Below are 26,177 nucleotides of genomic sequence, written 5' to 3' on the forward strand. Positions count from 1 at the left end.
TTAGCTGGCACTCTTAATGTTCGCTGTAAAGCCTTTCAAGAATTTCTTTTGCACCATCTTCAAGCAGCTCGTTTGCCAGCTCTACACCTAATGACTCGGCATCTTTTCTACTTCCGCGGATTTCACCACGAACAATCTTGCTGCCATCCGACTCACCCACCAACGCACGTAGCCAGATTTCATCGCCATCTAATAAAGAGTAACTACCGATAGGCACCTGGCAACCACCTTCAAGCGTCAGATTCATTGCTCTTTCACAGCGTACCCGATCTGCCGTATCTGCATCGTTTAACGGTTCAAGCAGCTTGATAAGTCTTTCGTCATCAAGTCGGCATTCAATGCCTACTGCGCCCTGGCCGACAGCTGGTAAAGATTGTTCTGGTTCGATAAAGCTTCGGATACGCTCTTCGAGTTCAAGTCGTTTAAGGCCTGCCGCCGCGAGAATGATTGCGTCGTACTCACCAGCATCAAGCTTACCCAGCCTGGTGCCTACATTGCCACGAAGTTCTTTAATCTGTAGATCGGGTCTTGCTTCTTTTAGCTGACATTGACGTCGTAAGCTACAGGTTCCCACTACCGCACCTTCAGGCAATTCATCAAGATTGTTGTATGTGTTAGATACAAAAGCGTCACGAGGGTCTTCACGCTCACATATAGTTACCAAACCCAATCCTTCAGGAAAATCTACCGGTACATCTTTCATTGAGTGCACAGCAAGATCTGCTCTGCCTTCTAACATGGCAACTTCAAGCTCTTTTACAAAAAGACCTTTTCCGCCAACTTTGGCTAAAGGAGTATCCAGAATAACATCGCCCTTGGTTACCATTGTAACCAGCTCAACTTCCAAACCGGGATGAGCTGCAATCAGGGCATCTTTTACATAGTGGGCTTGCCAAAGGGCTAGTGGACTTTTACGGGTAGCGATACGAATAGGTTGATTGGTAATACTTTCGGACATAGCGAAACAACTTCCAGTACTTGTTATAGATTTGAAGCTATCCTACCACTCTAACCGCACAGGAATCATTAGTTGTTATTAGTAGTGATAAAAAGAAACATGATTTTCATCATTAGATAAAAATACTGTGATGTAAGTCGCAGTTGTGGACTACACTAGTATTAGGTACCCATGAAAAAAGTAGAGACTTTCATCCCATTTTGATGCTAATGTTTCATTCTGTTGAAAGTATTGAAGCGGATCGTATTTTCTTTACTCAGATGGCCAAAAGTGTTAAATTGATCACGTTTTGTTGCCTATAAAGAATAAAATTCAAACGAAATCAGAACGAAAAACTATCAATCAAGGAATACCTCTTGCAGGCTTATACCCATAAAATTATAAGTAGACTCGATATACTTAATCAGCAGCGAATTGATCGCGCGCTGGCACTTATGGATGTTCAAAGCCAACAAGTATTCAACTATATTCCTGCCCTCTTCCACTATAATCACCCATCTCTTCCCGGATATTACGATAAACCTGTACCTCATGGCATTTTCGGCTTTGAGCCAAATGACGTACAACAGCAGTTTATCGAACTAATGACTCAGAATGTTGAAGAAATGCCTGTAACAGCTGAAGAGCCTCAAGTTTTAGCGCTTTACACAATGGGCAGTACCTCATCTATCGGGCAAAGTACTTCGAGCGATCTGGATATCTGGGTATGTGTGTCGCCATCTATGGACAGTAATGCTCGTGCACACCTGAGCAATAAGTGCATGATGATTACAGAGTGGGCGAAAGGTTATGGTGTTGAGGCAAACTTCTTCTTAATGGACGAAGAGCGTTTTCGTAGCAACCAGTCAGAAGAGATGACTGGTGACAACTGCGGCTCTTCTCAGCACCTTCTACTTTTAGATGAGTTTTACCGTTCTGCGGTTCGAATGGCTGGTCAAAGGTTGTTGTGGCATATTGTCCCGCCAGAGATGGAAGAATGTTACGACGAATACGTGTCTCGGTTATGTAGTAACGGAGACATAGATTGTAGTGAGTGGATTGATTTTGGTGAGCTAAATCGAATCCCTGCAGAAGAGTATTTCGGTTCAAACTTGTGGCAACTTTATAAAAGTATCGACTCTCCATACAAATCGGTACTCAAAGCCATTCTTCTCGAAGCATACTCCTGGGAATATCCGCATACACAGCTTTTAAGCATCGATTATAAACGACGTTTCTTTGCGTACGATCCCGATCTGTATAGCATGGATTCCTACTACTTGATGCTTGAGAAGGTAACTCGCTACCTTGAGAGAATTAAAGACCACAAGCGATTAGACCTTGTGCGTCGATGCTTCTATCTGAAAACTCATGAAAAGCTTTCTCGTGAACCGGGAAGTGGCTCTGTCGAGTGGCGTCGTAAGGCTCTCTCTGAGATGACTAATGCGTGGGGCTGGGATACACCAGTGATAGAAGAACTGGATAACCGACGTAACTGGAAAGTGAAGCAGGTAAAAGTGGTTCACCACGGTCTTTTAGATGCCTTGATGCTCAGTTACCGCAATCTTATTCAGTTTGCTCGCAGAAATGACATCACCTCATCGATCAGCCCGCAAGACATCAGCATCCTTGCCCGTAAATTATATGCAGCTTTTGAGGTGCTTCCTGGTAAGGTAACGCTATTAAATCCTCAGATATCCCCTGACCTACACGAGGAAAACCTCAGCTTTATCCAGGTCAGAGAAGGCAGAACAAACAAAGCCGGATGGTATCTCTACAAGCAACCTTTAGTTGCCAAAGAGATCATTGGTCAGCCTTATCTAGAGCACAACGAGTACCTGAGTAAACTGGTTGCCTGGTCGTTTTTCAATGGCCTTATTACGGAATCAACCCGACTTCATTCGGTTGTTCGTGACGCAGACCTGGATATCGATAAGTTCTATCAGATGGTGAGCGACCTAAGAAACACCTTCTCACTACGTAAGCGTCGCCCGACGATGCAAGCTTTAGGCAGTCCGTGTGAAATCAGTCAGCTAGCGATGTTTATCAACTTTGAAGACGACCCGACTGCTGAACTGGATATGAATCCAAAGACAACCAAGATAGATGTCAGAAATACCGATATCTTCAGCTTTGGTGATGAAAGCAAAAACCTGGTTGGCAGCGTTGATCTGGTTTACAGAAACTCATGGCATGAAGTCAGAACGCTTCACTTTACTGGTGAAACTGCCATTCTGGATGCACTGAAAACTATTTTGGGTAAAATGCATCAAGACGCTCTTCCACCAGAATCTGTCGATGTGTTCTGTTACAGCAAAAACATGCGTGGAATTATGCGCAACTGTGTTTATCAGTTACTTGCAGAATGCATTGAGCTAAGGCTAAAACCTGTTGAGCAGCAGAAACGCAGACGCTTCAAAGCCATCAAAGTAGCGAACGAAATGTTCGGCTTGTTCTTTGAAAGGCGTGGCGTATCTGTACAAAAACTGGAAAACTCTGTCGACTTCTATAAGAGCATTTCTATCAACAAACTGCAGGGCTCTCCTCTCTCTATGCTGGACAAAGAGCAGGATTATCATATGCCAGAGGTTGTTGATGGCTTCGCAAGTGAAGGTCTGGTTCAGTTCTTCTTTGAGGACACCGAAGTTGGTTTCAACATTTACGTTCTAGATGAAGAAAACGAAGTAGAGGTTTATCACCAGTTTAACGGTGACAAAGACTCCATGATCGCGAGTGTTAACCGCTTCTATACTTCTTCCAGTGAAGATGAAACAGAGAATCACCTTATCAACTTTAATCTGCCTCAGTACTATCAGATTGTGAAGTGCGATGATGGCAGCGAATATATTGTACCTTACCGAAATGACGGGGGTGCGCCGGTAAAGTCCCCTAAAGCGGTAAACGCTTAACCGACAATCAGAATTCAGAAAAGGAGCGGTGAGTCGCTCCTTTTTACTTTCAGAAACTGATTACTCCCAATCAATCTCTTCCTGAGCGTGTTTAACGCATTCTTCTTTTACTTTTTCAAAAAACTCACTTCCGGTTTTGGAGCAAATCCATTTCTGATCCTGATAAGAAAAATGAAAACCGCCAGATTTTGAAGCCAGCCAAATTTCGCTCATTGGCTCCTGTTTGTTGATAACTATCTGACTTCTATCCTCAAATTCCAACGTCAAAACATTTCCCGTTCTTTCAAAATCAATGTCTGCGCCAGATTCATCTATTGCATCTTCAATTTGACTTAACTCTTCATCAGCCAATTCATGAAATTCAGTTGCATTCATCCTGCTCTATCCTATTGCTTTTCTTATCGGTAGTGCGATTATAGGGGGCATTGAATCAATAATCACGATATGTACTATGAAAAAGATACTAGCAGCACTTTGTCTGACATCACTTCTTGGCTTAGCGGGTTGCGGTAACACCGGACCTCTTTATATGCCAGAAGATGGAAACCAGACAAAAACAACGCAATCCTAACAAAGCACAAATCGTAAGAAATAAGCAGGGAACACAACATTGGATTATTTTAATTATCAGGATGATGGCCAGCTATGGGCTGAAAATGTCCCACTCGCTGATATAGCTAGCCAGTACGGCACACCACTTTACGTCTATTCCAGAGCCACTTTAGAGCGTCACTGGAACGCATTTGATAAATCAGTAGGTGAACACCCTCACCTGGTTTGTTATGCGGTGAAAGCTAACGGAAATATCGGTGTGTTAAATGCTCTTGCAAGACTAGGATCAGGCTTCGACATCGTATCTGGTGGCGAACTGGAAAGAGTTCTGGCAGCAGGTGGGGAAGCATCCAAAATCGTATTTTCTGGTGTAGGTAAAACAGAAGCGGAAATGAAGCGCGCACTAGAGCTGAATATAAAGTGCTTCAATGTTGAGTCAGAACCAGAGCTGGATCGCCTGAATAAAGTGGCTTCAGAGCTCAAAGTTAAGGCTCCTATTTCGCTGCGTATTAATCCTGATGTTGATGCCAAAACCCACCCTTATATCTCAACTGGTTTAAGAGACAATAAATTCGGTATTGCGTTTGAGCGAGCTAAAGAAGTCTACGCTTATGCTGACAGCCTTGAGTTTATCGATGTACATGGTATCGATTGTCATATCGGTTCTCAGCTTACCGAAATCGAACCTTTCATCGATGCAACGGATCGCCTGCTCACACTGATCGATGAACTAATCGAAGACGGAATACATATCAATCACCTTGATGTTGGGGGTGGTTTGGGTGTTATCTATAAAGATGAGTTGCCACCACAACCTTCTGATTACGCGAAAGCGCTGCTTGCACGTCTAAAGAATCATCCTGAAATCGAACTGATCTTTGAACCAGGCCGTGCTATTGCTGCTAACGCTGGTGTTTTGCTGACTAAAGTTGAGTTCCTGAAGCATACCGAGTTTAAAAACTTCGCCATTGTTGATGCTGCAATGAATGATCTTATGCGCCCTGCTCTTTACTCTGCATGGCAAGATATCGTTCCTCTAAAACCACGAGAAGGCGAATCGCATACCTACGATATCGTTGGCCCGGTTTGCGAAACAGGCGACTTCTTAGGTAAAGATCGTGAACTGATTCTCGAACAGGATGATTTACTTGCGGTTCGTTCTGCTGGTGCTTACAGCTTCTCTATGTCTTCAAACTACAATGCTCGAGCAAGAGCCGCTGAAGTCATGGTAGATGGCGACAAAGTGCACCTAATCAGAGAACGTGAGAAAATCACTGACCTATGGCAACTAGAACACCTGCTACCGGAGTAACACAGATACATTATGCATTTCCATTTTTCTAAAATGCACGGACTGGGTAATGACTTTATGGTTGTTGACTGCATTACCCAGAACATATTTTTTTCTCCGGATTTAATTCGACGCCTTGCCGATAGACATACGGGAATCGGCTTTGATCAGCTTTTGGTGGTCGAAGCTCCCTATGATCCAGAAACTGATTTTCACTACCGTATTTTTAATGCTGATGGTAGTGAGGTTGAACAGTGTGGCAATGGTGCTCGCTGTTTCGCCAAATTCGTGCGAATGAAGGGACTTACAAACAAGTTCAGCATTAATGTAAGTACCAAAAAAGGCAAAATGGTACTGAAAGTAGAAGACGATAATCTGGTTACCGTTAATATGGGCGAACCAGAATTTACGCCTTCGAAAATTCCATTTAAAGCTAAGCAAACAGAAAAAACTTACATTCTTCGCGCCGAAGAACATACGCTTTTCTGTGGCGCCGTCAGCATGGGAAATCCTCATGTTGTGACGACTGTAGACGACGTTGATACAACAGACGTAGATACTTTAGGTCCGCTGCTGGAATCACATGAGCGCTTTCCCGAGCGAGTTAATGCTGGATTTATGCAGATAGTCAACCGCAACGATATTCGTCTTCGTGTATACGAACGTGGCGCAGGAGAAACTCAGGCTTGCGGAAGTGGTGCTTGTGGCGCAGTAGCTGTAGGTATTGTTCAGGGTAACCTTGACAGTGAAGTCGCCGTTCATCTGCCTGGTGGAGATTTAACTATCCGTTGGGAAGGCCCAGGACACCCGCTTTATATGACAGGACCTGTCGCACATGTGTTCGACGGCCAAATAAGTTGCTAGTAATTAGAGAGGACATGTTGTGTCTCAAGTAGAACCAGGCGCTCTGACAGCGGAAATAGTCGAAGAGTACCTTAGAGACTATCCCGACTTTTTTAAAAGCCGCCCGGGATTGGTAGATAAGCTATCCTTACCTCATCAGGAGCAAGGTGCAATTTCTCTGGTAGAAATTCAACTGCGCAGGCAGAGAGAAAAAATACAGGATCTTGAAGAAGAAATAACTCAGCTAATGTCTTTAGCAGCCGAAAACGACAAGACATTCTATGAGTTTATGCAACTTCAAGAAGCTGTACTCAAAAGCTCTACAATCGATGATCTGATTCAGTGCATTGACGACAAAGCAAGAGCGCTCGGATTAAAGGGATATGTCAGACTAATTGACTGTGCCGATAGCAACTACTACTTGAGATATGATGACTGGCACAGGTTTGCTACTAATCACTTCAACGGGAAGGATGCCTACCTGGGACGCTTAAGAAAAGCAGATCGTGAACTTCTTTTTGGCGATCAGAATGTTCCTGAACTTGGCTCTTATGTTGTACTTTCTCTGAACAAACATAAGCCTTTAGGGATAATCGCTTTTTCATCAGAAGATGGTGGCCATTTCCAACCGAATATGGACACTCTGTTCCTCCGTCACCTTGCTCTGGTTGTTTCGCACCTTATTTCAAGCACGAAGTGGGCTAGTGAGAACGATAGCGATGTCGCTGAACAAACAACTGCCTGATAACCTATCAGAACCCCTGGCTCGCTTTTTTGAATACCTAAGAAGCGAGCGTGGCCTGAGCCCTCTTACGATAAAGAACTATCGACAGCAACTAGAATCCACTGCAATAGATTTACATGAACAAGGTCTGATGCATTGGAAAGATGTTGATGCTAAGTGGGTGAGGCAGGCGGTAAGCAAGGGCGTAAGGCAAGGCCTTAAGCACAATAGTATTGCGACTCGTCTTTCTTCACTTCGAAGCTTTTTCGATTTCCTCATACTTAGAGGTCAGCTGTCAGCCAATCCTGCTAAGGGGATTTCTGCTCCAAGAAAGAGTAAAAGTCTCCCCAAAAACCTGGATGTAGATGAAGTAGGCCAACTGCTGGAAGTAGATGAAAGCGATCCTTTAGCGGTTCGTGACCGGGCTATCATGGAACTGATGTATGGTACCGGGCTGCGTCTGGCTGAACTTGTCAGCCTTGAGGTCAAAGATATCCAATTTAGCTCTGACGAGATACGGGTTATCGGTAAAGGAAATAAAGAGCGAAAGGTGCCCTATAGCGGCCTGGCTAAAGAGTGGGTTGCTAAATGGCTGAAACACAGGCCTGCTTTGTTAAAACAAGAAGAGTCGGCTCTATTTATTTCCAGGCTAGGACGGCGAATCTCTCACAGAAGCATACAAAAGCGAATGGAAGAATGGGGACTCAAGCAAGGAGTGGCTAGCCATATAAGCCCTCACAAGCTCCGGCACTCATTTGCAACCCATATATTAGAGTCAAGCGGCAACCTTAGAGCAGTACAAGAAATGCTAGGGCATGAGAATATTTCGACTACTCAGGTCTATACTCATCTCAACTTCCAGCATCTGGCTCAGGAATACGACAAAGCCCACCCAAGAGCAAAAAAGAAGAAGTAGGATAGTTTCCATGCTGATATACAGAAACCTAAAGCCAGTTAAAGCACTTACATTCGATCTGGACGATACCTTGTATGATAACCGCCCTGTTATCGAAAACGTCGAGCGAGAAATGGTTAATTGGCTGTATACCCAGCACCCTATATCCTCTTCTGTTCCAATTACTCAATGGCAACAGATAAAGAGAGAGATAGCGCTCGAAAACCCTGACATTTGCCATGACGTAACTCTATGGAGACAGACTCAAATTGAAGTGGGTCTTAGTCGTCTTGGTTATACCAGTGAAGCAGCTAGAACAGCCTCAGCAGAAGGTATTGAGCACGCACTATGGTTAAGAAATCAGGTAGATGTTCCAGATATTACTCATAAAGTAATGGCTCAACTTTCTGAAAAGTTTCCTCTTATCGCAATTACTAACGGTAATGTAGATCCCGACATAATTGGTATTGGCTGCTACTTTCAAAAAGTCTACAAAGCCGGTCCTGATGGCCGCTCTAAGCCTTTTTCTGATATGTTCGATTCAAGTGCAATTTATTTAAAAACAGCAAGAGAAAATATTCTGCACGTTGGAGATCATCTCAACACCGATGTAATGGGCTCCAAGGTTGCTGGCTTTCAGGCGTGTTGGTCGAACTATAGTGATAAGAACATTAAAAACACTAAAAAAGCCCGCGCACTTCCAGACATAGAAATCAGTCATCTCGAGCAATTATTATTTCTTACCTGATAATAACTTTATGAATAAAAATTCATTCAAGCCCTCATTCTTCCCTGAAAGGCGTAGCACATAAATCCCAATCTTACATAATTTACCAATCTATCAAATAGTTAAAACCTGATCTACGTAACATAGTTAGACTAATAAACAGGCAGTTAGCGCTAGATTCATTTATAACCAATAGAAGGCTAGGTTTAATCCATATAAAAATATTAGGTATTAACTAATTTGATGAAGAACTATTCGTTTATTGTTGCTAGTAAGCGAGAGCTTGTTGGCGAACTTAAAAACGTCAGAACACATCCCCAATACCACTATCTCGCACAGATATGCTCAACTCAAAGTGCAGAAGTCGCGTTAGAAATAAGTGCGACCCTAAGAGAGTTCATAGACAATGTCGAAGTCTTAGGTCATAGCACATGCAACTATATCCATGATGCAAAAATATTAGGTAACGATACCCTTGTCATACTCTCTGAGTTTACTGACACCACCACGACTTCAACGCTACTTAAAGTTCCAGAAGAGCTTAATGAAGCCGGCGAAAACTGGAACCTTTGCAAAAACCTATTTCTCAATGAAGACTCCAAAGCCATCATCAGCTTTGCAGACGGCATTGATTCAAAAGATTGTGAGCTTTTCTCCAGCTTTAACTCGGGTGCGCTAACCATCTCCTTAGCAGGAGGTATCTCTCAGGTTAACGAATATGGCTCCTGGGTGCTTCTCAATGAAGAGATAGCAACAAACGCGCTTACTGCTATTGCCTTGCATGGTAAAGACCTTCACGCATGGCATAGCGGCTTTATCGAGTGGAACCCGGTTGGAAGGACTTTCGAAGTAACCCAGGTAGAAGGAAGCAAGGTATTAAGCCTGGATCACCGAAGGTGTTCCGATCTGTATCGACATTATCTTGGGGATGGAAAAATGCTCTCGCTTTACGAGCTTAAAAGCTTCCCGTTAATGCGTGGCGAAAGAATTAATCAAGATATTTGTATTCCCGAGAACGTAACTGGGGACAATATCGAGTTTAGTGGCAATCTAGAGGTTGGAGACAAGGTTAGGTTCTGCTTTAATCATCCATCCCTGACATTAGAACAGGTACAGTTAGAGGCCGAACAATTGGCTCAGGACTCTCCGGACGCGCTTTTTGTCTATAACTGTTCTTCTCGTATAAATTACGCTGAAGGTGAAAAGGAGTTGCTTCAATTTGAGAAGGTAGCGAAAACAGTCGGAAGCTACTTCAGTGGTGAGTTTTGCTGTTCAGGACAACAGAAGATACTTCACCATAGCCTTACTTACCTTGCACTGCGAGAGGGTGAATCTAAGCGTGATGAGTTCAAACCAAAGATTAACACTAAAAGAGATCGAGTAACTCCGTTATTTTCGCTCATTCACAATGCTATATCTGATGTAGACAGTATGCAGAAGAGCATGGAACAGAGACTCAAAGATCAAGCTCTCAGACTAACGGAAAGTTACCGATTAGATCATCGAACCTCTCTACCTAATCGTATTGCCCTGAAAGAACAACTCAGCAAGCTAAAGCTCAATGAGCATCTCGTGACGATGAAGTTAATGAACTTCACTCAAATCAACGAGAAGTATGGTTATCGCATTGGTGACCAGCTTTTGATGGATATAAGCCATTACGGTCGCAAGCAGTCCAAACTGCGTTTTCCAAATAAAGAGCTATATAGCATTGGTATAGGTGAATGGGCTTTAATTATTGACTCAAACAACGATGCGGAAACCGTCCAGCGTGGATTCTATGAGTTTGTCGAACAGCTTGAACAGATCAACTTCAGGCCTATCGGTCTTCCTGAGATGGATCATATATCTATATCCGTCAACGCGGGTATTATAAGCGCTAAAGACTATCCTATGTTGTCGCCTGATGAGCTTCTTATAAAGTCGATAGAAGCTCGTCGCTGGGCAAAGCAACATAATCGCCATGTCTGCAATGCTAAAGAGCTTCAGCTCAAAGTAGACGAGCGCCAGTCTCAGTTAAATTGGTTGTCAGTCGTCAGTAGAGCGATACTACAAAATCAGGTCCGAACCTACGCGCAACCAATAGTCAAATCTGGTTCTCATAATCAATACTCACAAGAGTGCCTGGTTCGCATCCGCGAGGGTGAGCAAATTATTTCTCCAGGTTTATTCCTGCCTATTATTGAGGGTACTCATCTATACACCAGACTCAGCCGGCAGATGATCTCAAATACATTTGATCTTATGCGAAACAGGTCGGGTAATTTCTCCCTAAACCTTAATCCTCAGGATTTGGTAAGCGAAAAAACCATATGCCTGCTTGAAGAGCATATTTTGTCTCTGGATAGCCCCGAAAGAGTTGGTCTAGAAGTTTTGGAGACAGAAGAGATAAAGGATTATGCACGCGTCAGAGAAGTGTGTAATCACTTACAGTCTCTTGGCGCTAAGATTATTATCGATGACTTTGGCTCAGGTTATTCGAACATCGATGAGATTATTAAGCTAGAGCCGCAAATCATTAAACTTGATGGCAGCTTAATAAAGAACATAGATAAGGATAAAAAGCAGAGAGATGTGACCAAAGCATTAGTTAACCTATGCTCCGTGTTCGGCGCTAAAACGGTTGCTGAATTCGTTCACAGCCAGGAAATAGCGATGATAGCTGAGGATCTAGGATTTGATTATCTACAAGGCTACTACTTTGGTGAACCCAAACCTTTGTAGATGATGTTGCTATTAGGCAGTATGCAAAAAGCCCGCTGATTTCTCAGCGGGCTTTCTTAATAGTGGCGGAGAGATAGGGATTTGAACCCTAGATACGCTATTAACGTATGCCGGTTTTCAAGACCGGTGCTTTCAACCACTCAGCCATCTCTCCGCAAATTTTAAAGCCTGGCGATGTCCTACTCTCACATGGGGAAGCCCCACACTACCATCGGCGCTATTGCGTTTCACTTCTGAGTTCGGCATGGAATCAGGTGGGTCCACAACGCTATGGTCGCCAAGCAAATTCTTTAATTCGGAAAACTGATGTTAATTCTAGTTCTGTAGTTACACATTCAATATTCTTGGCTCTGAGCCCACAAAACCCTTTGGGTGTTGTATGGTTAAGCCTCACGGGCAATTAGTACAGGTTAGCTCAACGCCTCACAACGCTTACACACCCTGCCTATCAACGTCGTAGTCTACGACAACCCTTTAGGACGCTTTAAGCGCCAGGGAGAACTCATCTCAAGGCTCGCTTCCCGCTTAGATGCTTTCAGCGGTTATCGATTCCGAACTTAGCTACCGGGCAATGCCATTGGCATGACAACCCGAACACCAGAGGTTCGTCCACTCCGGTCCTCTCGTACTAGGAGCAGCCCCTTTCAATTCTCCAACGCCCACGGCAGATAGGGACCGAACTGTCTCACGACGTTCTAAACCCAGCTCGCGTACCACTTTAAATGGCGAACAGCCATACCCTTGGGACCGACTTCAGCCCCAGGATGTGATGAGCCGACATCGAGGTGCCAAACACCGCCGTCGATATGAACTCTTGGGCGGTATCAGCCTGTTATCCCCGGAGTACCTTTTATCCGTTGAGCGATGGCCCTTCCATTCAGAACCACCGGATCACTATGACCTGCTTTCGCACCTGCTCGAATTGTCATTCTCGCAGTCAAGCGGGCTTATGCCATTGCACTAACCTCACGATGTCCAACCGTGATTAGCCCACCTTCGTGCTCCTCCGTTACGCTTTGGGAGGAGACCGCCCCAGTCAAACTACCCACCAGGCACTGTCCTCACCCCGGATAACGGGGCTAAGTTAGAACATCAAACATACAAGGGTGGTATTTCAAGGATGGCTCCACACTATCTGGCGACAGTGTTTCAAAGCCTCCCACCTATCCTACACATGTAGGCTCAATGTTCAGTGCCAAGCTGTAGTAAAGGTTCACGGGGTCTTTCCGTCTAGCCGCGGGTACACTGCATCTTCACAGCGATTTCAATTTCACTGAGTCTCGGGTGGAGACAGCGTGGCCATCATTACGCCATTCGTGCAGGTCGGAACTTACCCGACAAGGAATTTCGCTACCTTAGGACCGTTATAGTTACGGCCGCCGTTTACCGGGGCTTCGATCAAGAGCTTCGACACAAGGTCTAACCCCATCAATTAACCTTCCGGCACCGGGCAGGCGTCACACCGTATACGTCATCTTACGATTTTGCACAGTGCTGTGTTTTTAATAAACAGTTGCAGCCACCTGGTATCTGCGACTCTCAATAGCTCCAAGAGTAAATCTCTTCACCGTCGAGAGCGTACCTTCTCCCGAAGTTACGGTACCATTTTGCCTAGTTCCTTCACCCGAGTTCTCTCAAGCGCCTTGGTATTCTCTACCCGACCACCTGTGTCGGTTTGGGGTACGATTCCTTACAATCTGAAGCTTAGAGGCTTTTCCTGGAAGCATGGCATCAATGACTTCACACCCGTAGGTGCTCGACATCGTGTCTCAGCCTTAAAGAGAGCCGGATTTACCTAACTCTCAAGCCTACGCACTTGAACCTGGACAACCGTCGCCAGGCCCACCTAGCCTTCTCCGTCCCCCCATCGCAATTGTAAGAAGTACGGGAATATTAACCCGTTTCCCATCGACTACGCCTTTCGGCCTCGCCTTAGGGGTCGACTTACCCTGCCCCGATTAACGTTGGACAGGAACCCTTGGTCTTCCGGCGAGGAGGTTTTTCACCCCCTTTATCGTTACTCATGTCAGCATTCGCACTTCTGATACCTCCAGCAGCCCTTACAGACCACCTTCAACGGCTTACAGAACGCTCCCCTACCCCGCTAGCAAATGCTAGCAGCCGCAGCTTCGGTTTATTACTTAGCCCCGTTACATCTTCCGCGCAGGCCGACTCGACTAGTGAGCTATTACGCTTTCTTTAAATGATGGCTGCTTCTAAGCCAACATCCTAGCTGTTTTAGCCTTCCCACATCGTTTCCCACTTAGTAATAATTTGGGACCTTAGCTGGCGGTCTGGGTTGTTTCCCTCTCCACGACGGACGTTAGCACCCGCCGTGTGTCTCCCGGATAGTACTTACTGGTATTCGGAGTTTGCAAAGGGTTGGTAAGTCGGGATGACCCCCTAGCCTTAACAGTGCTCTACCCCCAGTAGTATTCGTCCGAGGCGCTACCTAAATAGCTTTCGGGGAGAACCAGCTATCTCCAGGTTTGATTGGCCTTTCACCCCTAGCCACAAGTCATCCGCTAATTTTTCAACATTAGTCGGTTCGGTCCTCCAGTTGATGTTACTCAACCTTCAACCTGCCCATGGCTAGATCACCTGGTTTCGGGTCTATATCCAGAGACTGAGCGCCCAGTTAAGACTCGGTTTCCCTACGGCTCCCCTAAACGGTTAACCTTGCCACTGAATATAAGTCGCTGACCCATTATACAAAAGGTACGCAGTCACCCCACAAGGAGGCTCCTACTGCTTGTACGTACACGGTTTCAGGTTCTATTTCACTCCCCTCACAGGGGTTCTTTTCGCCTTTCCCTCACGGTACTGGTTCACTATCGGTCAGTCAGTAGTATTTAGCCTTGGAGGATGGTCCCCCCATATTCAGACAGGATATCACGTGTCCCGCCTTACTCGATTTCACGTAAAAGGGTTTGTCGGTTACGGGGCTATCACCCTGTATCGCCAAGCTTTCCAGCTTGTTCACCTGAACCATTAAACGCTTAAGGGCTAGTCCAATTTCGCTCGCCGCTACTTTCGGAATCTCGGTTGATTTCTTTTCCTCGGGGTACTTAGATGTTTCAGTTCCCCCGGTTCGCCTCATTAACCTATGTATTCAGTTAATGATAATTGCTTATGCAATTGGGTTTCCCCATTCAGGAATCGCAGACTCAAGTGGTTTTTACTACCTCATCTGCGCTTATCGCAAGTTAATACGCCTTTCATCGCCTCTGACTGCCAAGGCATCCACCGTGTACGCTTAGTCACTTAACCATACAACCCCAAAGAGTTTCGAAGAAACCTTTAAGATTGTTTAATCAAACAACCAAAGTTGTCTGCAATTATTTAAACATGATGCAGACACGATTTTGCCGGACTCAAATATGAATACTTACTTAAAATGTAAGATTCCCAAGAACACTTGAATGTGTGTTGGTACCTACATCTTTAAAAGACATAGGATTTGAGAACTTTTAATTGAATAACAACGCATATCAATTGATATGGGGATTGTTGTTATTCGTCAGCTTTCCAAATTGTTAAAGAGCAAAGACTTTCTATAAAGATAGAACCATTTTTAAATATTCTCAGTGAAAACACTTAAAGATGGTGGAGCTATGCGGGATCGAACCGCAGACCTCCTGCGTGCAAGGCAGGCGCTCTCCCAGCTGAGCTATAGCCCCATCTGTATTTTCTATGAAGAAAAATTGGTGGGTCTGAGTGGACTCGAACCACCGACCTCTACGCTTATCAGGCGAACGCTCTAACCGCCTGAAGCTACAGAGCCCACGTTTGCATTCTTTAAACTTTCATAAACCTAATCAATCTGTGTGGACACTAATCAACAACAATCTTATCGTTAAGGAGGTGATCCAGCCCCAGGTTCCCCTAGGGCTACCTTGTTACGACTTCACCCCAGTCATGAACCACAAAGTGGTAAGCGTCCCCCCGAAGGTTAAACTACCTACTTCTTTTGCAGCCCACTCCCATGGTGTGACGGGCGGTGTGTACAAGGCCCGGGAACGTATTCACCGTAGCATTCTGATCTACGATTACTAGCGATTCCGACTTCATGGAGTCGAGTTGCAGACTCCAATCCGGACTACGACGCACTTTTTGGGATTCGCTTACTCTCGCAAGTTAGCCGCCCTCTGTATGCGCCATTGTAGCACGTGTGTAGCCCTACTCGTAAGGGCCATGATGACTTGACGTCGTCCCCACCTTCCTCCGGTTTATCACCGGCAGTCTCCCCAAAGTTCCCACCCGAAGTGCTGGCAATTAAGGATAAGGGTTGCGCTCGTTGCGGGACTTAACCCAACATTTCACAACACGAGCTGACGACAGCCATGCAGCACCTGTCTCAGAGCTCCCGAAGGCACACCTGCGTCTCCGCTGGCTTCTCTGGATGTCAAGAGTAGGTAAGGTTCTTCGCGTTGCATCGAATTAAACCACATGCTCCACCGCTTGTGCGGGCCCCCGTCAATTCATTTGAGTTTTAATCTTGCGACCGTACTCCCCAGGCGGTCTACTTAACGCGTTAGCTCCGAAAGCCACTCCTCAAGGGAACAACCTCCAAGTAGACATCGTTTACGGCGTGGACTACCAGGGTATCTAATCCTGTTTGCTCCCCACGCTTTCGCATCTGAGTGTCAGTATCTGTCCAGGGGGCCGCCTTCGCCACCGGTATTCCTTCAGATCTCTACGCATTTCACCGCTACACCTGAAATTCTACCCCCCTCTACAGTACTCTAGTTAACCAGTTTCAAATGGCCTTCCGAGGTTGAGCCCCGGGCTTTCACATCTGACTTAATTAACCACCTGCATGCGCTTTACGCCCAGTAATTCCGATTAACGCTCGCACCCTCCGTATTACCGCGGCTGCTGGCACGGAGTTAGCCGGTGCTTCTTCTGCAGCTAACGTCAAATGATGAACGTATTAAGCTCACCACCTTCCTCACTGCTGAAAGTGCTTTACAACCCGAAGGCCTTCTTCACACACGCGGCATGGCTGCATCAGGCTTGCGCCCATTGTGCAATATTCCCCACTGCTGCCTCCCGTAGGAGTCTGGACCGTGTCTCAGTTCCAGTGTGGCTGATCATCCTCTCAGACCAGCTAGAGATCGTCGCCTTGGTGAGCTCTTACCTCACCAACTAGCTAATCTCACTTAGGCTTATCCAATCGCGAAAGGTCCGAAGATCCCCTCCTTTCCCCCGTAGGGCGTATGCGGTATTAGCCATCGTTTCCAATGGTTATCCCCCTCGACTGGGCAAATTCCTAAGCATTACTCACCCGTCCGCCGCTCGACGCCCAACAAATCATCCGAAGAGTCAATGTTGTCGTTTCCGCTCGACTTGCATGTGTTAGGCCTGCCGCCAGCGTTCAATCTGAGCCATGATCAAACTCTTCAATTTAAGATTTTGGTCGACTCAATGAATACTGAACATTCTTTTGCTAATAAATAGCTAAGTAATGTTTGAATTGACTGTGCCGATGTAACTATAAGTTACTTCGTTTGGTCACTCTGTATCATTGAAATCATTGTGATTCCGAAGAATCAGTTTTGATTATCATCAACGAGTGCCCACACAGATTGATAGGTTTAAATTGTTAAAGAGCAACTTCAACTAAAACTTTCAGTTTTAAGCCTTTCAGCTTTTCCGTTGAAGTGGGCGGCCATTTTAGCGAGATAACTGTCAGTGTCAAACACTTTTTTCAATTAATTTCTCATGACCAAACTTTCATTCCCTTTCGTCGAATCCCTTAACCTGTAAGGCCTCGCCGTTGGGAGTTGCGCATTATAGGGGGATAATTTTGTGACGCAACCCTTTTTTTAAAGAAAATTGATTTTTTTATTTAACTGGCTATTAATAAGCCAAAATAAGCAAAGGAGGGTATAAAAACCCTCCTTTTACTTACAAGTATGTAACAATATAGCTTAAATAAACGAGTAAGCGTCCGCATACATGTGATCGCGTTTGGCATCTTTCTCCTGACTCAGCTGCTCACGAGCAGCTCCAGCCATTTCAAATCGCCCCGCTATATAGATATCAAAGTCGGCTAACGTATCAAAATCACCTTTAACCGCATTTAAAACATTACCTACCTTACCACCCCACTCTTTAGGAGCTGACTCTACAACAGGCACAAATTCGATGTTTCTATGACTTGAAGCTATTTGGTTCATCTCATCCAGAGCATAGAGCTGGCAATCTGATTTGGCGCCCCAGTATAAGTAGATAGGATTCGGTATTGCCTGACTTACGCAGTGATCCAGAATTGAGCGAACATAACTAAACCCTGTGCCACCAGCAATCAGAAGTAATGGCCGATTACTATCTTTCAACCATGCATCGCCATGAGGTGCATCAATCACAATATCCTCATTTTTACCTAGGGCTTCTCTCATCCTCTCTACAACTTCCGATGCGTAGGCATTTTCTTCTGCGGCACCAATGTGCAATTCCAGTTCGCCTTCATGTCGGCAAGGACTGCTTGCTATAGAAAAAGGTCTTTTGTCCTTTTCACCCATCTCTACCATCAAATACTGTCCCGCTTTAAATGTCACTGGTTGCTCTGGGTGCAATAGAATTTTAAATGTATTGCATGCTAAGGGCTCAATAGACTTTACTTTACAATTTATTGTCATTTTATCCTCTTACTCTTCAAAGGTAAGTTTTAGGTTAGTTTCGGCATAAGCCTGACAAGGGAAAATCCAACCCTCCTCTTTTTCCCTTTCTGTAAGCATAGGTTCGAGGTGGTATGAAACTTCCCCTTCTGTTTTTCGGCACAGGCACGCAGCACATGCGCCAACCTGACAGCGGTGTGGAAAATTAATATTATTGTTGAGCGCAGCTTCCAGCACCGTCTGCCCTTCCTGAACCTCAAACTCGATATCATTTGGGCTCAAAATTACTTTTGTTGTCTTTAACTGTTGGGACATAGCTAAAATATACCTAGGTCATCCCACACAGAGTCTACTTTCGCGACTAACTCCGGATCTTTCTTAATTGGCTTACCCCATTCTCGGGTAACCTCTTCCGGCAACTTATTGGTTGCATCTAAACCAAGCTTAGAACATCGACCGTTTTCTGCTTTAATCTGAACTGTATCACGCGACGGATCCATACGCGTTGTTATTGCCCAGATAACATCGTTCCAATCATGAACATTAACGTCTTCATCACATAGGACAACAAACTTAGCATCAGTGAACTGTTCCAGGAACTTCCAGACTCCACTCAATACTGTTGTACCTTGTTTAGATTCGGTTTTATTAATAGATAAAACAGCGAATCGACCAGCAGTCACTGATGGCAGAGCAATATCAATAATCTCGGGGAACGCGTCCTTTAGCTGGCTCAAGTGCTGCTCGGTAATCTCGACACTATCATGATCATGCAATTCCGGGGCTGTTGCTTTTTCAGCATCCCATTTTATCGTGGCATCCATCCCCATTTTAGAACCCAGCCCGACAACAGGTGAAGCAAAGTCCAGAGAATCAATTGGTGTATTTCCTATCATCAATGTGTCACGCACTGGTTCCATGTTTTCACACATCGCCTTGATAACCTGATCCCAGTTACGAGCATCGACACTTTCATCACACACAATGACATACTTGGTGTACATAAATTGTCTAAGGAAAGACCACACTCCCATCATGACCCTTTTGGCATGGCCGGGATATTGCTTTTTCATCGTAACTACAGCCATTCGGTAAGAGCACCCTTCTGGCGGCAGATAAAAATCGACAATCTCTGGAAACTGCTTTTGTAGAATAGGAACGAATACTTCGTTTAATGCCACACCTAACACCGCAGGTTCATCTGGCGGACGCCCTGTATAAGTGCTGTGATAGATCGGGTTTTCACGCATAGTTACATGGGTAATGGTAAATACCCTGTGCAGCTCTACTTCATTGTAATAACCAGTGTGATCCCCATAAGGCCCTTCTTCTGCGAACTCTTCAGGATCGATATAACCTTCCAGAACAATTTCAGCTCCGGCAGGCACTTCAAGATCATTACTGATTGATTTCACAACTTCCGTTTTACTGCCTCTGAGCAATCCAGCGAAAGCATATTCAGATAGGGTATCCGGTACAGGTGTAACGGCACCAAGAATGGTTGCCGGATCAGCACCAAATGCGACAGAAACCGGAAATGGTTCGCCAGGATGGGTTTCCATCCAATCCTGAAGATCAAGCGCACCACCTCGATGAGCGAGCCAGCGCATAATAATTTTGTTCTTGCCGATTTTTTGCTGGCGATAAATACCAAGGTTCTGACGGCTTTTGTTTGGCCCTTTGGTAATTGTCAGTCCCCAGGTAAGAAGTGGTGCGACATCCTCAGACCAACAACTCATCACTGGAATCTTATCCAGATCGACTTCGTCGCCACTCCAGACTATCTGCTGACAAGGTGCCTTTCTAAGTTTCTTAGTTGGCATATTGAGGACTTGCTTAAAGACCGGAATTTTATCCAATGCATCTTTAAAGCCTTTTGGCGGTTCAGGCTCTTTTAAATAGGCCAGAAGTTTTCCAACTTCTCTAAGCTCCGAAACTTGTTGTCGTCCCATTCCGATAGCAACCCGCTCCGCGGTACCAAAAAGGTTGCTCAATACAGGAAGGTCATACCCAATAGGGTTTTCAAATAACAAAGCAGGACCACCAGCTCTTAAGGTGCGATCACTGATTTCTGTCATTTCATAGTGCGGGTCGACAGGGTGAGATATACGCTTTAATAAGCCTTCCTTTTCCAGGTGGTCGATAAAGTCGCGCAAGTCCTTAAAGTTCATAACCTTTTGTTCGGCAAATTGAAATTAAACCGATTATAACAAATTAATAACCTTTTCGGCTCGCTCGATATGTAAAAACTTAGGACATAAAAAAACGCCACTCTGTTAATCAGAATGACGTTTTCGAAATTTGCTTTAAGTGCTTAAAGACTACTGTCTACGCATTGCATCGAAGAACTCATCGTTAGTCTTCGTCATAGCTAGCTTGTCGATTAGGAACTCCATTGCATCGATCTCACCCATTGGATGAACAATCTTACGAAGGATCCACATTTTCTGTAGTTCTTCAGTCTTGGTTAGAAGCTCTTCACGACGAGTACCTGAACGGTTGAAGTCGATTGCAGGGAAGACACGCTTCTCGGCAATCTTACGGTTCAGGTGAATTTCCATGTTACCTGTACCTTTAAATTCTTCGTAGATTACTTCATCCATCTTAGAACCAGTATCAACAAGCGCAGTTGCCAGAATGGTCAGGCTACCACCCTCTTCTACGTTACGAGCCGCACCGAAGAAACGCTTAGGACGGTGAAGTGCGTTAGCATCAACACCACCGGTAAGAACTTTACCTGATGATGGAACAACGGTGTTGTATGCACGAGCTAGACGAGTAATAGAATCAAGCAGGATAACAACGTCTTTCTTGTGTTCTACAAGACGTTTTGCCTTTTCGATTACCATTTCAGCAACCTGAACGTGACGAGAAGCTGGCTCATCGAAAGTAGAAGCAACAACTTCACCTTTAACCAGGCGCTGCATCTCTGTTACTTCTTCCGGACGTTCGTCGATAAGAAGAACCATTAGCTCACACTCAGGGTGGTTGTATGCAATGCTCTGTGCAATGTTCTGAAGAAGCATTGTCTTACCCGCTTTTGGCGGAGCAACAATCAAGCCACGCTGACCTTTACCAATCGGTGATGCAAGGTCAAGAACACGCGCTGTAATATCTTCTGTAGAACCGTTACCACGCTCCATAGTCATACGCTCATTAGCGTGCAGAGGAGTTAAGTTCTCAAACAAGATCTTATTTCGTGCGTTATCAGGCTTATCATCGTTAACCGTGTTAACTTTCAGAAGCGCAAAGTAACGTTCACCGTCTTTTGGCGGACGAATCTTACCAGCAATTGAATCACCGGTACGTAGGTTAAAGCGACGAATTTGGCTAGGAGAGACATAGATGTCATCTGGACCAGCAAGGTAGGAACTATCCGCACTGCGAAGGAAGCCGAAACCGTCTTGAAGGATTTCCAGAACACCATCGCCAAAAATGTCCTCGCCGCTTTTAGCGTGAGCTTTCAAGATAGAGAAGATGATGTCTTGCTTTCTAAGACGAGCAAGGTTTTCTAGACCGAGGCTTTCACCAAGTTTAACAAGCTCAGAAACAGGCTTGTTCTTCAATTCAGTCAGATTCATAGTGGTGGTTACTTTAGCTTTAGTAGTCAAAATAGGATCTGTATGTGTTAGTTAAGATTGTTTTTCGGCCACAGGATTGACCAAGAAATGAACATTTGTTTATTTAACGTGCGATAAACTAGCACTAAAAGTAAGCGTAGTCTAGCTTTGTAAAAAACAAAACCGCGCATTTGTTAAGATGCACGGTTTATCGCTTACAATATCTAACCTGAATTACAGGTTAGCGTCTAAAAACTCTTTTAGTTGAGACTTAGACAGCGCACCAACCTTAGTTGCTGCCACACCGCCGTCTTTAAATAGAAGCAGTGTTGGGATACCACGAATTCCAAACTTTGGTGGCGTTCCAGCATTTTGGTCGATATTTAGTTTACCGATAGTGAGTTTGCCTTCATATTCTTCAGCGATTTCGTCAAGAATAGGAGCAATCATCTTACAAGGACCACACCATTCTGCCCAAAAATCAACTAATACAGGGCCTGCAGCTTTAATAACATCGCTTTCAAAACTTTCATCTGATAGCTGCAACATCTTATCACTCATCTTCCACTCCAATTTTAATTATGCTACTGGTTGGATGATAACCAGAAAATAGATTTCCTATTGAGCCTGAATTAACTTCGTAATGCAACCCTTACCTGATATTCTATAGCGATGAAAAAGACGCATATCACAGAGCAAAAATTCGCCGACTTGGATTTACATCCGCAAGTTATTGAAGGATTGGAGAAAAAAGGGTTTGAATATTGTACCCCTATCCAAGCATTGGCGTTGCCGGTACTGCTCACCGGCCAAGATATCGCAGGCCAGGCCCAAACAGGCACTGGTAAAACGTTAGCGTTTCTTACTGCTACTTTTAACCATTTACTTAAAACTGATGCAATTGAAGACCGTAAAGTTACTCAGCCAAGAGCAATTATTATGGCTCCAACGCGAGAACTGGCGATTCAGATCTATAACGATGCTGAGCCGCTAATTGCATCTACTGGCCTAAAAGCAGCCCTTGCTTATGGTGGCGAGAGCTACGACAAGCAACTGGCTAAGCTGGAAAAAGGCGTTGATGTTCTTATCGGTACAACTGGCCGTATCATCGACTTCTATAAACAGCGCGTCTTTAATCTAAATAGCATTCAGGCTGTGGTACTTGATGAAGCAGATCGTATGTTCGATCTTGGCTTCATTAAAGATATCCGCTTCTTGTTCCGCCGTATGCCGGAACCTAAAGACCGTCTGAACATGCTTTTCTCTGCGACACTTTCTTACCGTGTACAAGAGTTAGCATTTGAACATATGCATAATCCAGAGCATGTTGTTGTAGAGCCAGAACAAAAAACCGGTCACCGTATTCAGGAAGAGCTTTTCTATCCTTCTAATGAACACAAGATGTCACTTCTGCAAACTCTTATAGAAGAAGAGTGGCCAGACAGAGCGATTATTTTTGCTAACACCAAGTTCAAGTGTGAATCTATTTGGGGACACCTTGCTGCAGACGGACACCGTGTTGGCCTTCTGACTGGTGATGTACCACAGAAGAAACGTGAAAAGATTCTTGAGCAATTTACCCGTGGTGAAGTAGATATTCTGGTTGCAACTGATGTTGCTGCTCGTGGCCTTCATATCCCAGCTGTTACACACGTTTATAACTATGACCTTCCTGATGATTGTGAAGATTACGTTCACCGTATTGGTCGTACAGGCCGTGCTGGTGCCAGCGGTCACTCTATCAGCTTTGCTTGTGAAGATTACGCAATCAACCTTACGGCGATTGAAGAGTACATTGAGCACACTATTCCGGTATCTGAATATGACCCAAGCGCATTGATCGAAGATCTGCCTGCACCGCTTCGTATGCGTTCTCGTAACTCACAAAACCGCAGAACGAATACTGGTGGTTCATACAAAGGCAACCGTAATAAGCGTAACTCACGCCCGCGCCAGCCAAGAAAGTAGGAAAGAGTTTAAAGGAATAGAATGAATCAGGCAGTATCTTCTCCGTTGTACGCTGCTATCGATCTCGGGTCGAATAGCTTTCATATGCTCGTTGTGCGTCACATAGATGGCAGCGTTCAGACACTTGCAAAGATTAAGCGTAAAGTTCGCTTAGCGGCAGGGCTTGATGAGCAAAATGCTCTAAGCACAGAAGCCATGCAAAGGGGGTGGGACTGCTTGAGTCTTTTCGCTGAAAGGCTTCAGGATATTCCTAAAGAGAACATTCGTATCGTTGGTACGGCAACGCTTCGTACCGCAACTAATGTATCAACCTTTATAGAGAAGGCGAACCAAATCCTTGGGTATGATATCAACATCATTTCAGGTGAAGAGGAAGCTGCCACTATATATAAGGGTGTTGCTCATACATCTGGTGGTATTGGCAAACGTCTTGTTGTTGATATCGGCGGAGCGAGTACAGAGCTGATTATCGGTGAAGGTTTCGAAGCAAAGGCATTAACTAGCCTGAAGATGGGCTGTGTTACCTGGCTTGAGAAGTACTTTAAAGATCGCCAGCTTTCTCAGAAGAACTTTGACGTTGCTATAGATAAAGCTAAAGAGACACTTCAGCCGATTCTGGAAGAGTACACTTCTATTGGATGGGATGTGTGTGTAGGTGCCAGCGGCACCGTACAAGCACTACAGGAAATTATGTTGGCTCAGGGCATGGATGAAGTAATCACTCACTCCAAGCTTAAGAGACTACAAAAGCAAGCTATGCTTTCTGATCACCTGGAAGAGTTAGAAATTGAAGGACTGACGCTTGAACGCGCTTTAGTGTTCCCAAGCGGTCTCTCTATTCTTATCGCGATCTTCGAGCTTCTGGAAATCGATTCAATGACTCTTGCTGGCGGCGCGCTTCGCGAAGGTATGGTCTATGAGATGATGCCGGAAATGCGTCAGAGCGATATTCGTAGCAGAACGATTAACAGTGTTCAGAGTCGTTATCAGATAGATAAGCTCTATGGTGAACAGGTATCCAAGTTAGCACTTACTCTTCTTGAGCAATGCGGTAGTCAAACGTGGATTGCTGAACCACAAGCTGCTTATCTGTTAGAAACAGTGACAAAACTTCATGAGATAGGTCTTTCTATCGACTTTAAAAAGGGAGGTGAGCATAGCGCCTACCTTCTTAATAGTCTTGATCTTCCGGGCTTTACCAGGGCACAAAAGCATCTGTTAGCAGAACTGGCACGTCGTTACCGAGAACAACTCAGTTCAATACCGGAGCAACACGCTGTTTCTGCTGAAAGCAGTATGCGACTTCTTCGATTGTTACGCCTATCTGTGCTTCTCTCTCATCGAAGAGATGTTAGCCTGCAGCCAGAATTTGAGTTAACCGCTAATGGTAATGCGCTAACGCTTAGCATTCAAAAGCAATGGCTGGATAAGAATCCCCTGACCTATGCAGAACTGGAAATTGAAGCAAACCGTCAAAGCGATATGGGCTGGCCTCTGGTTATTGAAGCGAAATAGTTTACCTACATCCAAATACAAAAAAGCTTGTCACTCTATTTGAGGACAAGCTTTTTCTTTATCTGAATTTCTTAATGCTTAAGCGTTTACACCAGCAATATTTAGCTCTGGGTTAACTGCCGTCAGTTTCTTAACAAGGTAGTTCAGCAATACACCGTACATTGGAACAAACAGTCCTAAGCTGATAACCAGTTTAAAGCCGTAATCCACCAGCGCGATTTCTGTCCAGTGTTCAGCCATAAATGGATCAGGACTCTGATAGAAAGCAATCGCAAAGAATGCCAACGTATCTAATGCATTACCAAAAAGCGTCGAACAAGTTGGTGCTACCCACCACTGTTTCAGCTGACGAAGGCGGTTAAATACCTGCACATCCAGGATCTGCCCTAGCAGGTAAGCCATAAAGCTAGCAATAGCGATACGCGCGACAAACAGGTTGAATTCGCCTAGCGGAGCCAGTCCCTGAAACTGACCTTCATAGAACATAACTGACAAGATGTAAGAAGCAGCCAGTGCTGGAAGCATTACAAGGAAGATGATTTTTCTCGCTAACTTAGCGCCAAAGATACGAACTGTCAGATCGGTAGCAAGAAAGATAAACGGAAAAGTGAATGCGCCCCAGGTCGTGTGCATACCAAAGATAGTAAATGGAATCTGAACAAGGTAGTTGCTTGACGCAATAATTACCAAATGAAACAGAACAAGGACAGATAGTGCTTTGCGCATTTGCGCAGGGGTAAAGTTACTCATATTGTACCTTTTTGGTTTTGCTTGGGGTAGAGGGAACCCAAGTGAGCAAATGCTCTGGTTAACAAATTTATATGCTCATTAAGAGCGGGCGGCGATTATACATTAATCAGTTTTGGCTGCAATAGGTTAAAAAATAGCAAACGTTTTAATGAAGGGATA

General features: G+C 44.8%; 18 protein-coding genes, 3 tRNA genes, 3 rRNA genes and 1 pseudogene. 10 read left to right on the forward strand and 15 right to left on the reverse strand.

Annotated features, from left to right (window positions below; genetic code table 11):
- Positions 1–13: 13 nt before the first annotated feature.
- Positions 14–946: a hydroxymethylbilane synthase gene (hemC, locus tag P7F88_RS11440; protein WP_422127981.1), complete on the reverse strand. Its 933-nt coding sequence runs from the start codon at positions 944–946 to the stop codon at positions 14–16.
- A 368-nt stretch (positions 947–1,314) separates the two neighbouring features.
- Between hemC and P7F88_RS11445 the strand changes: the two genes are divergently transcribed.
- Positions 1,315–3,846 (forward strand): class I adenylate cyclase, encoded by a 2,532-nt coding sequence (locus P7F88_RS11445; RefSeq protein ID WP_277824854.1) that lies wholly within the window; start codon positions 1,315–1,317, stop codon positions 3,844–3,846.
- A gap of 60 nt (positions 3,847–3,906) precedes the next feature.
- On the opposite strand, the gene cyaY is transcribed toward P7F88_RS11445, so the two are convergent.
- Positions 3,907–4,221 carry an iron donor protein CyaY gene (gene cyaY / locus P7F88_RS11450; RefSeq protein ID WP_277824856.1) on the reverse strand — a complete coding sequence of 105 codons (315 nt, stop codon included), beginning with the start codon at positions 4,219–4,221 and terminating at the stop codon, positions 3,907–3,909.
- A gap of 76 nt (positions 4,222–4,297) precedes the next feature.
- Between cyaY and lptM the strand changes: the two genes are divergently transcribed.
- The 7 genes from lptM to P7F88_RS11485 all read left to right on the forward strand — a co-directional run bounded on the left by lptM (position 4,298) and on the right by P7F88_RS11485 (position 11,602).
- A complete protein-coding gene (lptM, locus tag P7F88_RS26440) occupies positions 4,298–4,417 on the forward strand; it encodes an LPS translocon maturation chaperone LptM (RefSeq protein WP_422127836.1) in 120 nt (39 codons plus the stop codon).
- A 39-nt stretch (positions 4,418–4,456) separates the two neighbouring features.
- A complete protein-coding gene (lysA, locus tag P7F88_RS11460) occupies positions 4,457–5,710 on the forward strand; it encodes a diaminopimelate decarboxylase (protein ID WP_277824858.1) in 1,254 nt (417 codons plus the stop codon).
- A gap of 12 nt (positions 5,711–5,722) precedes the next feature.
- Entirely contained in the window at positions 5,723–6,553 is an 831-nt protein-coding gene (gene dapF / locus P7F88_RS11465) for a diaminopimelate epimerase (protein WP_277824860.1), read from the forward strand.
- Positions 6,554–6,572: 19 nt separating this feature from the next.
- A complete protein-coding gene (locus P7F88_RS11470; RefSeq protein WP_277824862.1) occupies positions 6,573–7,277 on the forward strand; it encodes a DUF484 family protein in 705 nt (234 codons plus the stop codon).
- Positions 7,252–8,172 carry a tyrosine recombinase XerC gene (gene xerC / locus P7F88_RS11475; RefSeq protein WP_277824864.1) on the forward strand — a complete coding sequence of 307 codons (921 nt, stop codon included), beginning with the start codon at positions 7,252–7,254 and terminating at the stop codon, positions 8,170–8,172. The genes P7F88_RS11470 and xerC overlap by 26 nt, the downstream gene beginning before the upstream one ends.
- A 10-nt stretch (positions 8,173–8,182) precedes the next feature.
- Positions 8,183–8,899, forward strand: coding sequence for a 5-amino-6-(5-phospho-D-ribitylamino)uracil phosphatase YigB (yigB, locus tag P7F88_RS11480; RefSeq protein ID WP_277824866.1), 717 nt, complete (start codon positions 8,183–8,185; stop codon positions 8,897–8,899).
- A gap of 222 nt (positions 8,900–9,121) precedes the next feature.
- On the forward strand, positions 9,122–11,602 hold the full coding sequence (locus P7F88_RS11485; RefSeq protein ID WP_277825759.1) for a bifunctional diguanylate cyclase/phosphodiesterase: 2,481 nt from the start codon (positions 9,122–9,124) through the stop codon (positions 11,600–11,602).
- A 63-nt stretch (positions 11,603–11,665) separates the two neighbouring features.
- Here the strand turns inward: P7F88_RS11485 and P7F88_RS11490 are convergent.
- From P7F88_RS11490 to trxA, 12 genes and pseudogenes are all read right to left on the reverse strand, one after another.
- Positions 11,666–11,756: transfer RNA gene (locus P7F88_RS11490), tRNA-Ser, on the reverse strand.
- A 12-nt stretch (positions 11,757–11,768) separates the two neighbouring features.
- Positions 11,769–11,884 (reverse strand): 5S ribosomal RNA (gene rrf, locus P7F88_RS11495).
- Between the two features lie 97 nt (positions 11,885–11,981).
- Positions 11,982–14,872: ribosomal RNA gene (locus tag P7F88_RS11500) — 23S ribosomal RNA — on the reverse strand.
- A 334-nt stretch (positions 14,873–15,206) separates the two neighbouring features.
- Positions 15,207–15,282: transfer RNA gene (locus tag P7F88_RS11505), tRNA-Ala, on the reverse strand.
- 25 nt (positions 15,283–15,307) lie between these two features.
- A tRNA-Ile gene (locus tag P7F88_RS11510) sits at positions 15,308–15,387 on the reverse strand.
- A 72-nt stretch (positions 15,388–15,459) separates the two neighbouring features.
- Positions 15,460–17,011, reverse strand: a 16S ribosomal RNA gene (locus P7F88_RS11515).
- The 16S, 23S and 5S rRNA genes sit together here with 3 tRNA genes alongside, the layout of an rRNA operon.
- Positions 17,012–17,535: 524 nt before the next feature.
- Positions 17,536–18,246 (reverse strand): NAD(P)H-flavin reductase, encoded by a 711-nt coding sequence (fre, locus tag P7F88_RS11520; RefSeq protein ID WP_277824868.1) that lies wholly within the window; start codon positions 18,244–18,246, stop codon positions 17,536–17,538.
- Positions 18,247–18,255: 9 nt separating this feature from the next.
- Positions 18,256–18,540, reverse strand: a complete 285-nt coding sequence (locus tag P7F88_RS11525; RefSeq protein ID WP_277824870.1) for a 2Fe-2S iron-sulfur cluster-binding protein — start codon at positions 18,538–18,540, stop codon at positions 18,256–18,258.
- Positions 18,541–18,542: 2 nt separating this feature from the next.
- The gene (locus P7F88_RS26445) at positions 18,543–18,908 is read right to left on the reverse strand and encodes a UbiD family decarboxylase (RefSeq protein WP_422127984.1); all 366 of its coding nucleotides are present in this window, start codon (positions 18,906–18,908) and stop codon (positions 18,543–18,545) included.
- Positions 18,909–18,910: 2 nt separating this feature from the next.
- A pseudogene (gene ubiD, locus P7F88_RS11530) lies at positions 18,911–20,396 on the reverse strand (4-hydroxy-3-polyprenylbenzoate decarboxylase); the annotation flags it as partial.
- A gap of 150 nt (positions 20,397–20,546) precedes the next feature.
- Complete coding sequence (gene rho / locus P7F88_RS11535; protein WP_277824874.1) at positions 20,547–21,806, reverse strand: transcription termination factor Rho; 1,260 nt, start codon at positions 21,804–21,806, stop codon at positions 20,547–20,549.
- 213 nt (positions 21,807–22,019) lie between these two features.
- On the reverse strand, positions 22,020–22,346 hold the full coding sequence (trxA, locus tag P7F88_RS11540) for a thioredoxin TrxA (RefSeq protein ID WP_277824876.1): 327 nt from the start codon (positions 22,344–22,346) through the stop codon (positions 22,020–22,022).
- 111 nt (positions 22,347–22,457) lie between these two features.
- Here trxA and rhlB point away from each other — a divergent pair, with 111 nt between their 5' ends.
- Together rhlB and gppA are read left to right on the forward strand one after the other, a co-directional pair.
- Positions 22,458–23,753: an ATP-dependent RNA helicase RhlB gene (gene rhlB, locus P7F88_RS11545; RefSeq protein WP_277824878.1), complete on the forward strand. Its 1,296-nt coding sequence runs from the start codon at positions 22,458–22,460 to the stop codon at positions 23,751–23,753.
- 21 nt (positions 23,754–23,774) lie between these two features.
- A complete protein-coding gene (gene gppA / locus P7F88_RS11550) occupies positions 23,775–25,268 on the forward strand; it encodes a guanosine-5'-triphosphate,3'-diphosphate diphosphatase (protein ID WP_277824880.1) in 1,494 nt (497 codons plus the stop codon).
- A 78-nt stretch (positions 25,269–25,346) separates the two neighbouring features.
- On the opposite strand, the gene P7F88_RS11555 is transcribed toward gppA, so the two are convergent.
- On the reverse strand, positions 25,347–26,018 hold the full coding sequence (locus tag P7F88_RS11555; protein WP_277824882.1) for a 7-cyano-7-deazaguanine/7-aminomethyl-7-deazaguanine transporter: 672 nt from the start codon (positions 26,016–26,018) through the stop codon (positions 25,347–25,349).
- Between the last annotated feature and the right edge of the window lie 159 nt (positions 26,019–26,177).

Origin of the sequence: Vibrio hannami, from assembly GCF_029589055.1 — a bacterium.
GTDB lineage: Bacteria > Pseudomonadota > Gammaproteobacteria > Enterobacterales > Vibrionaceae > Vibrio > Vibrio hannami.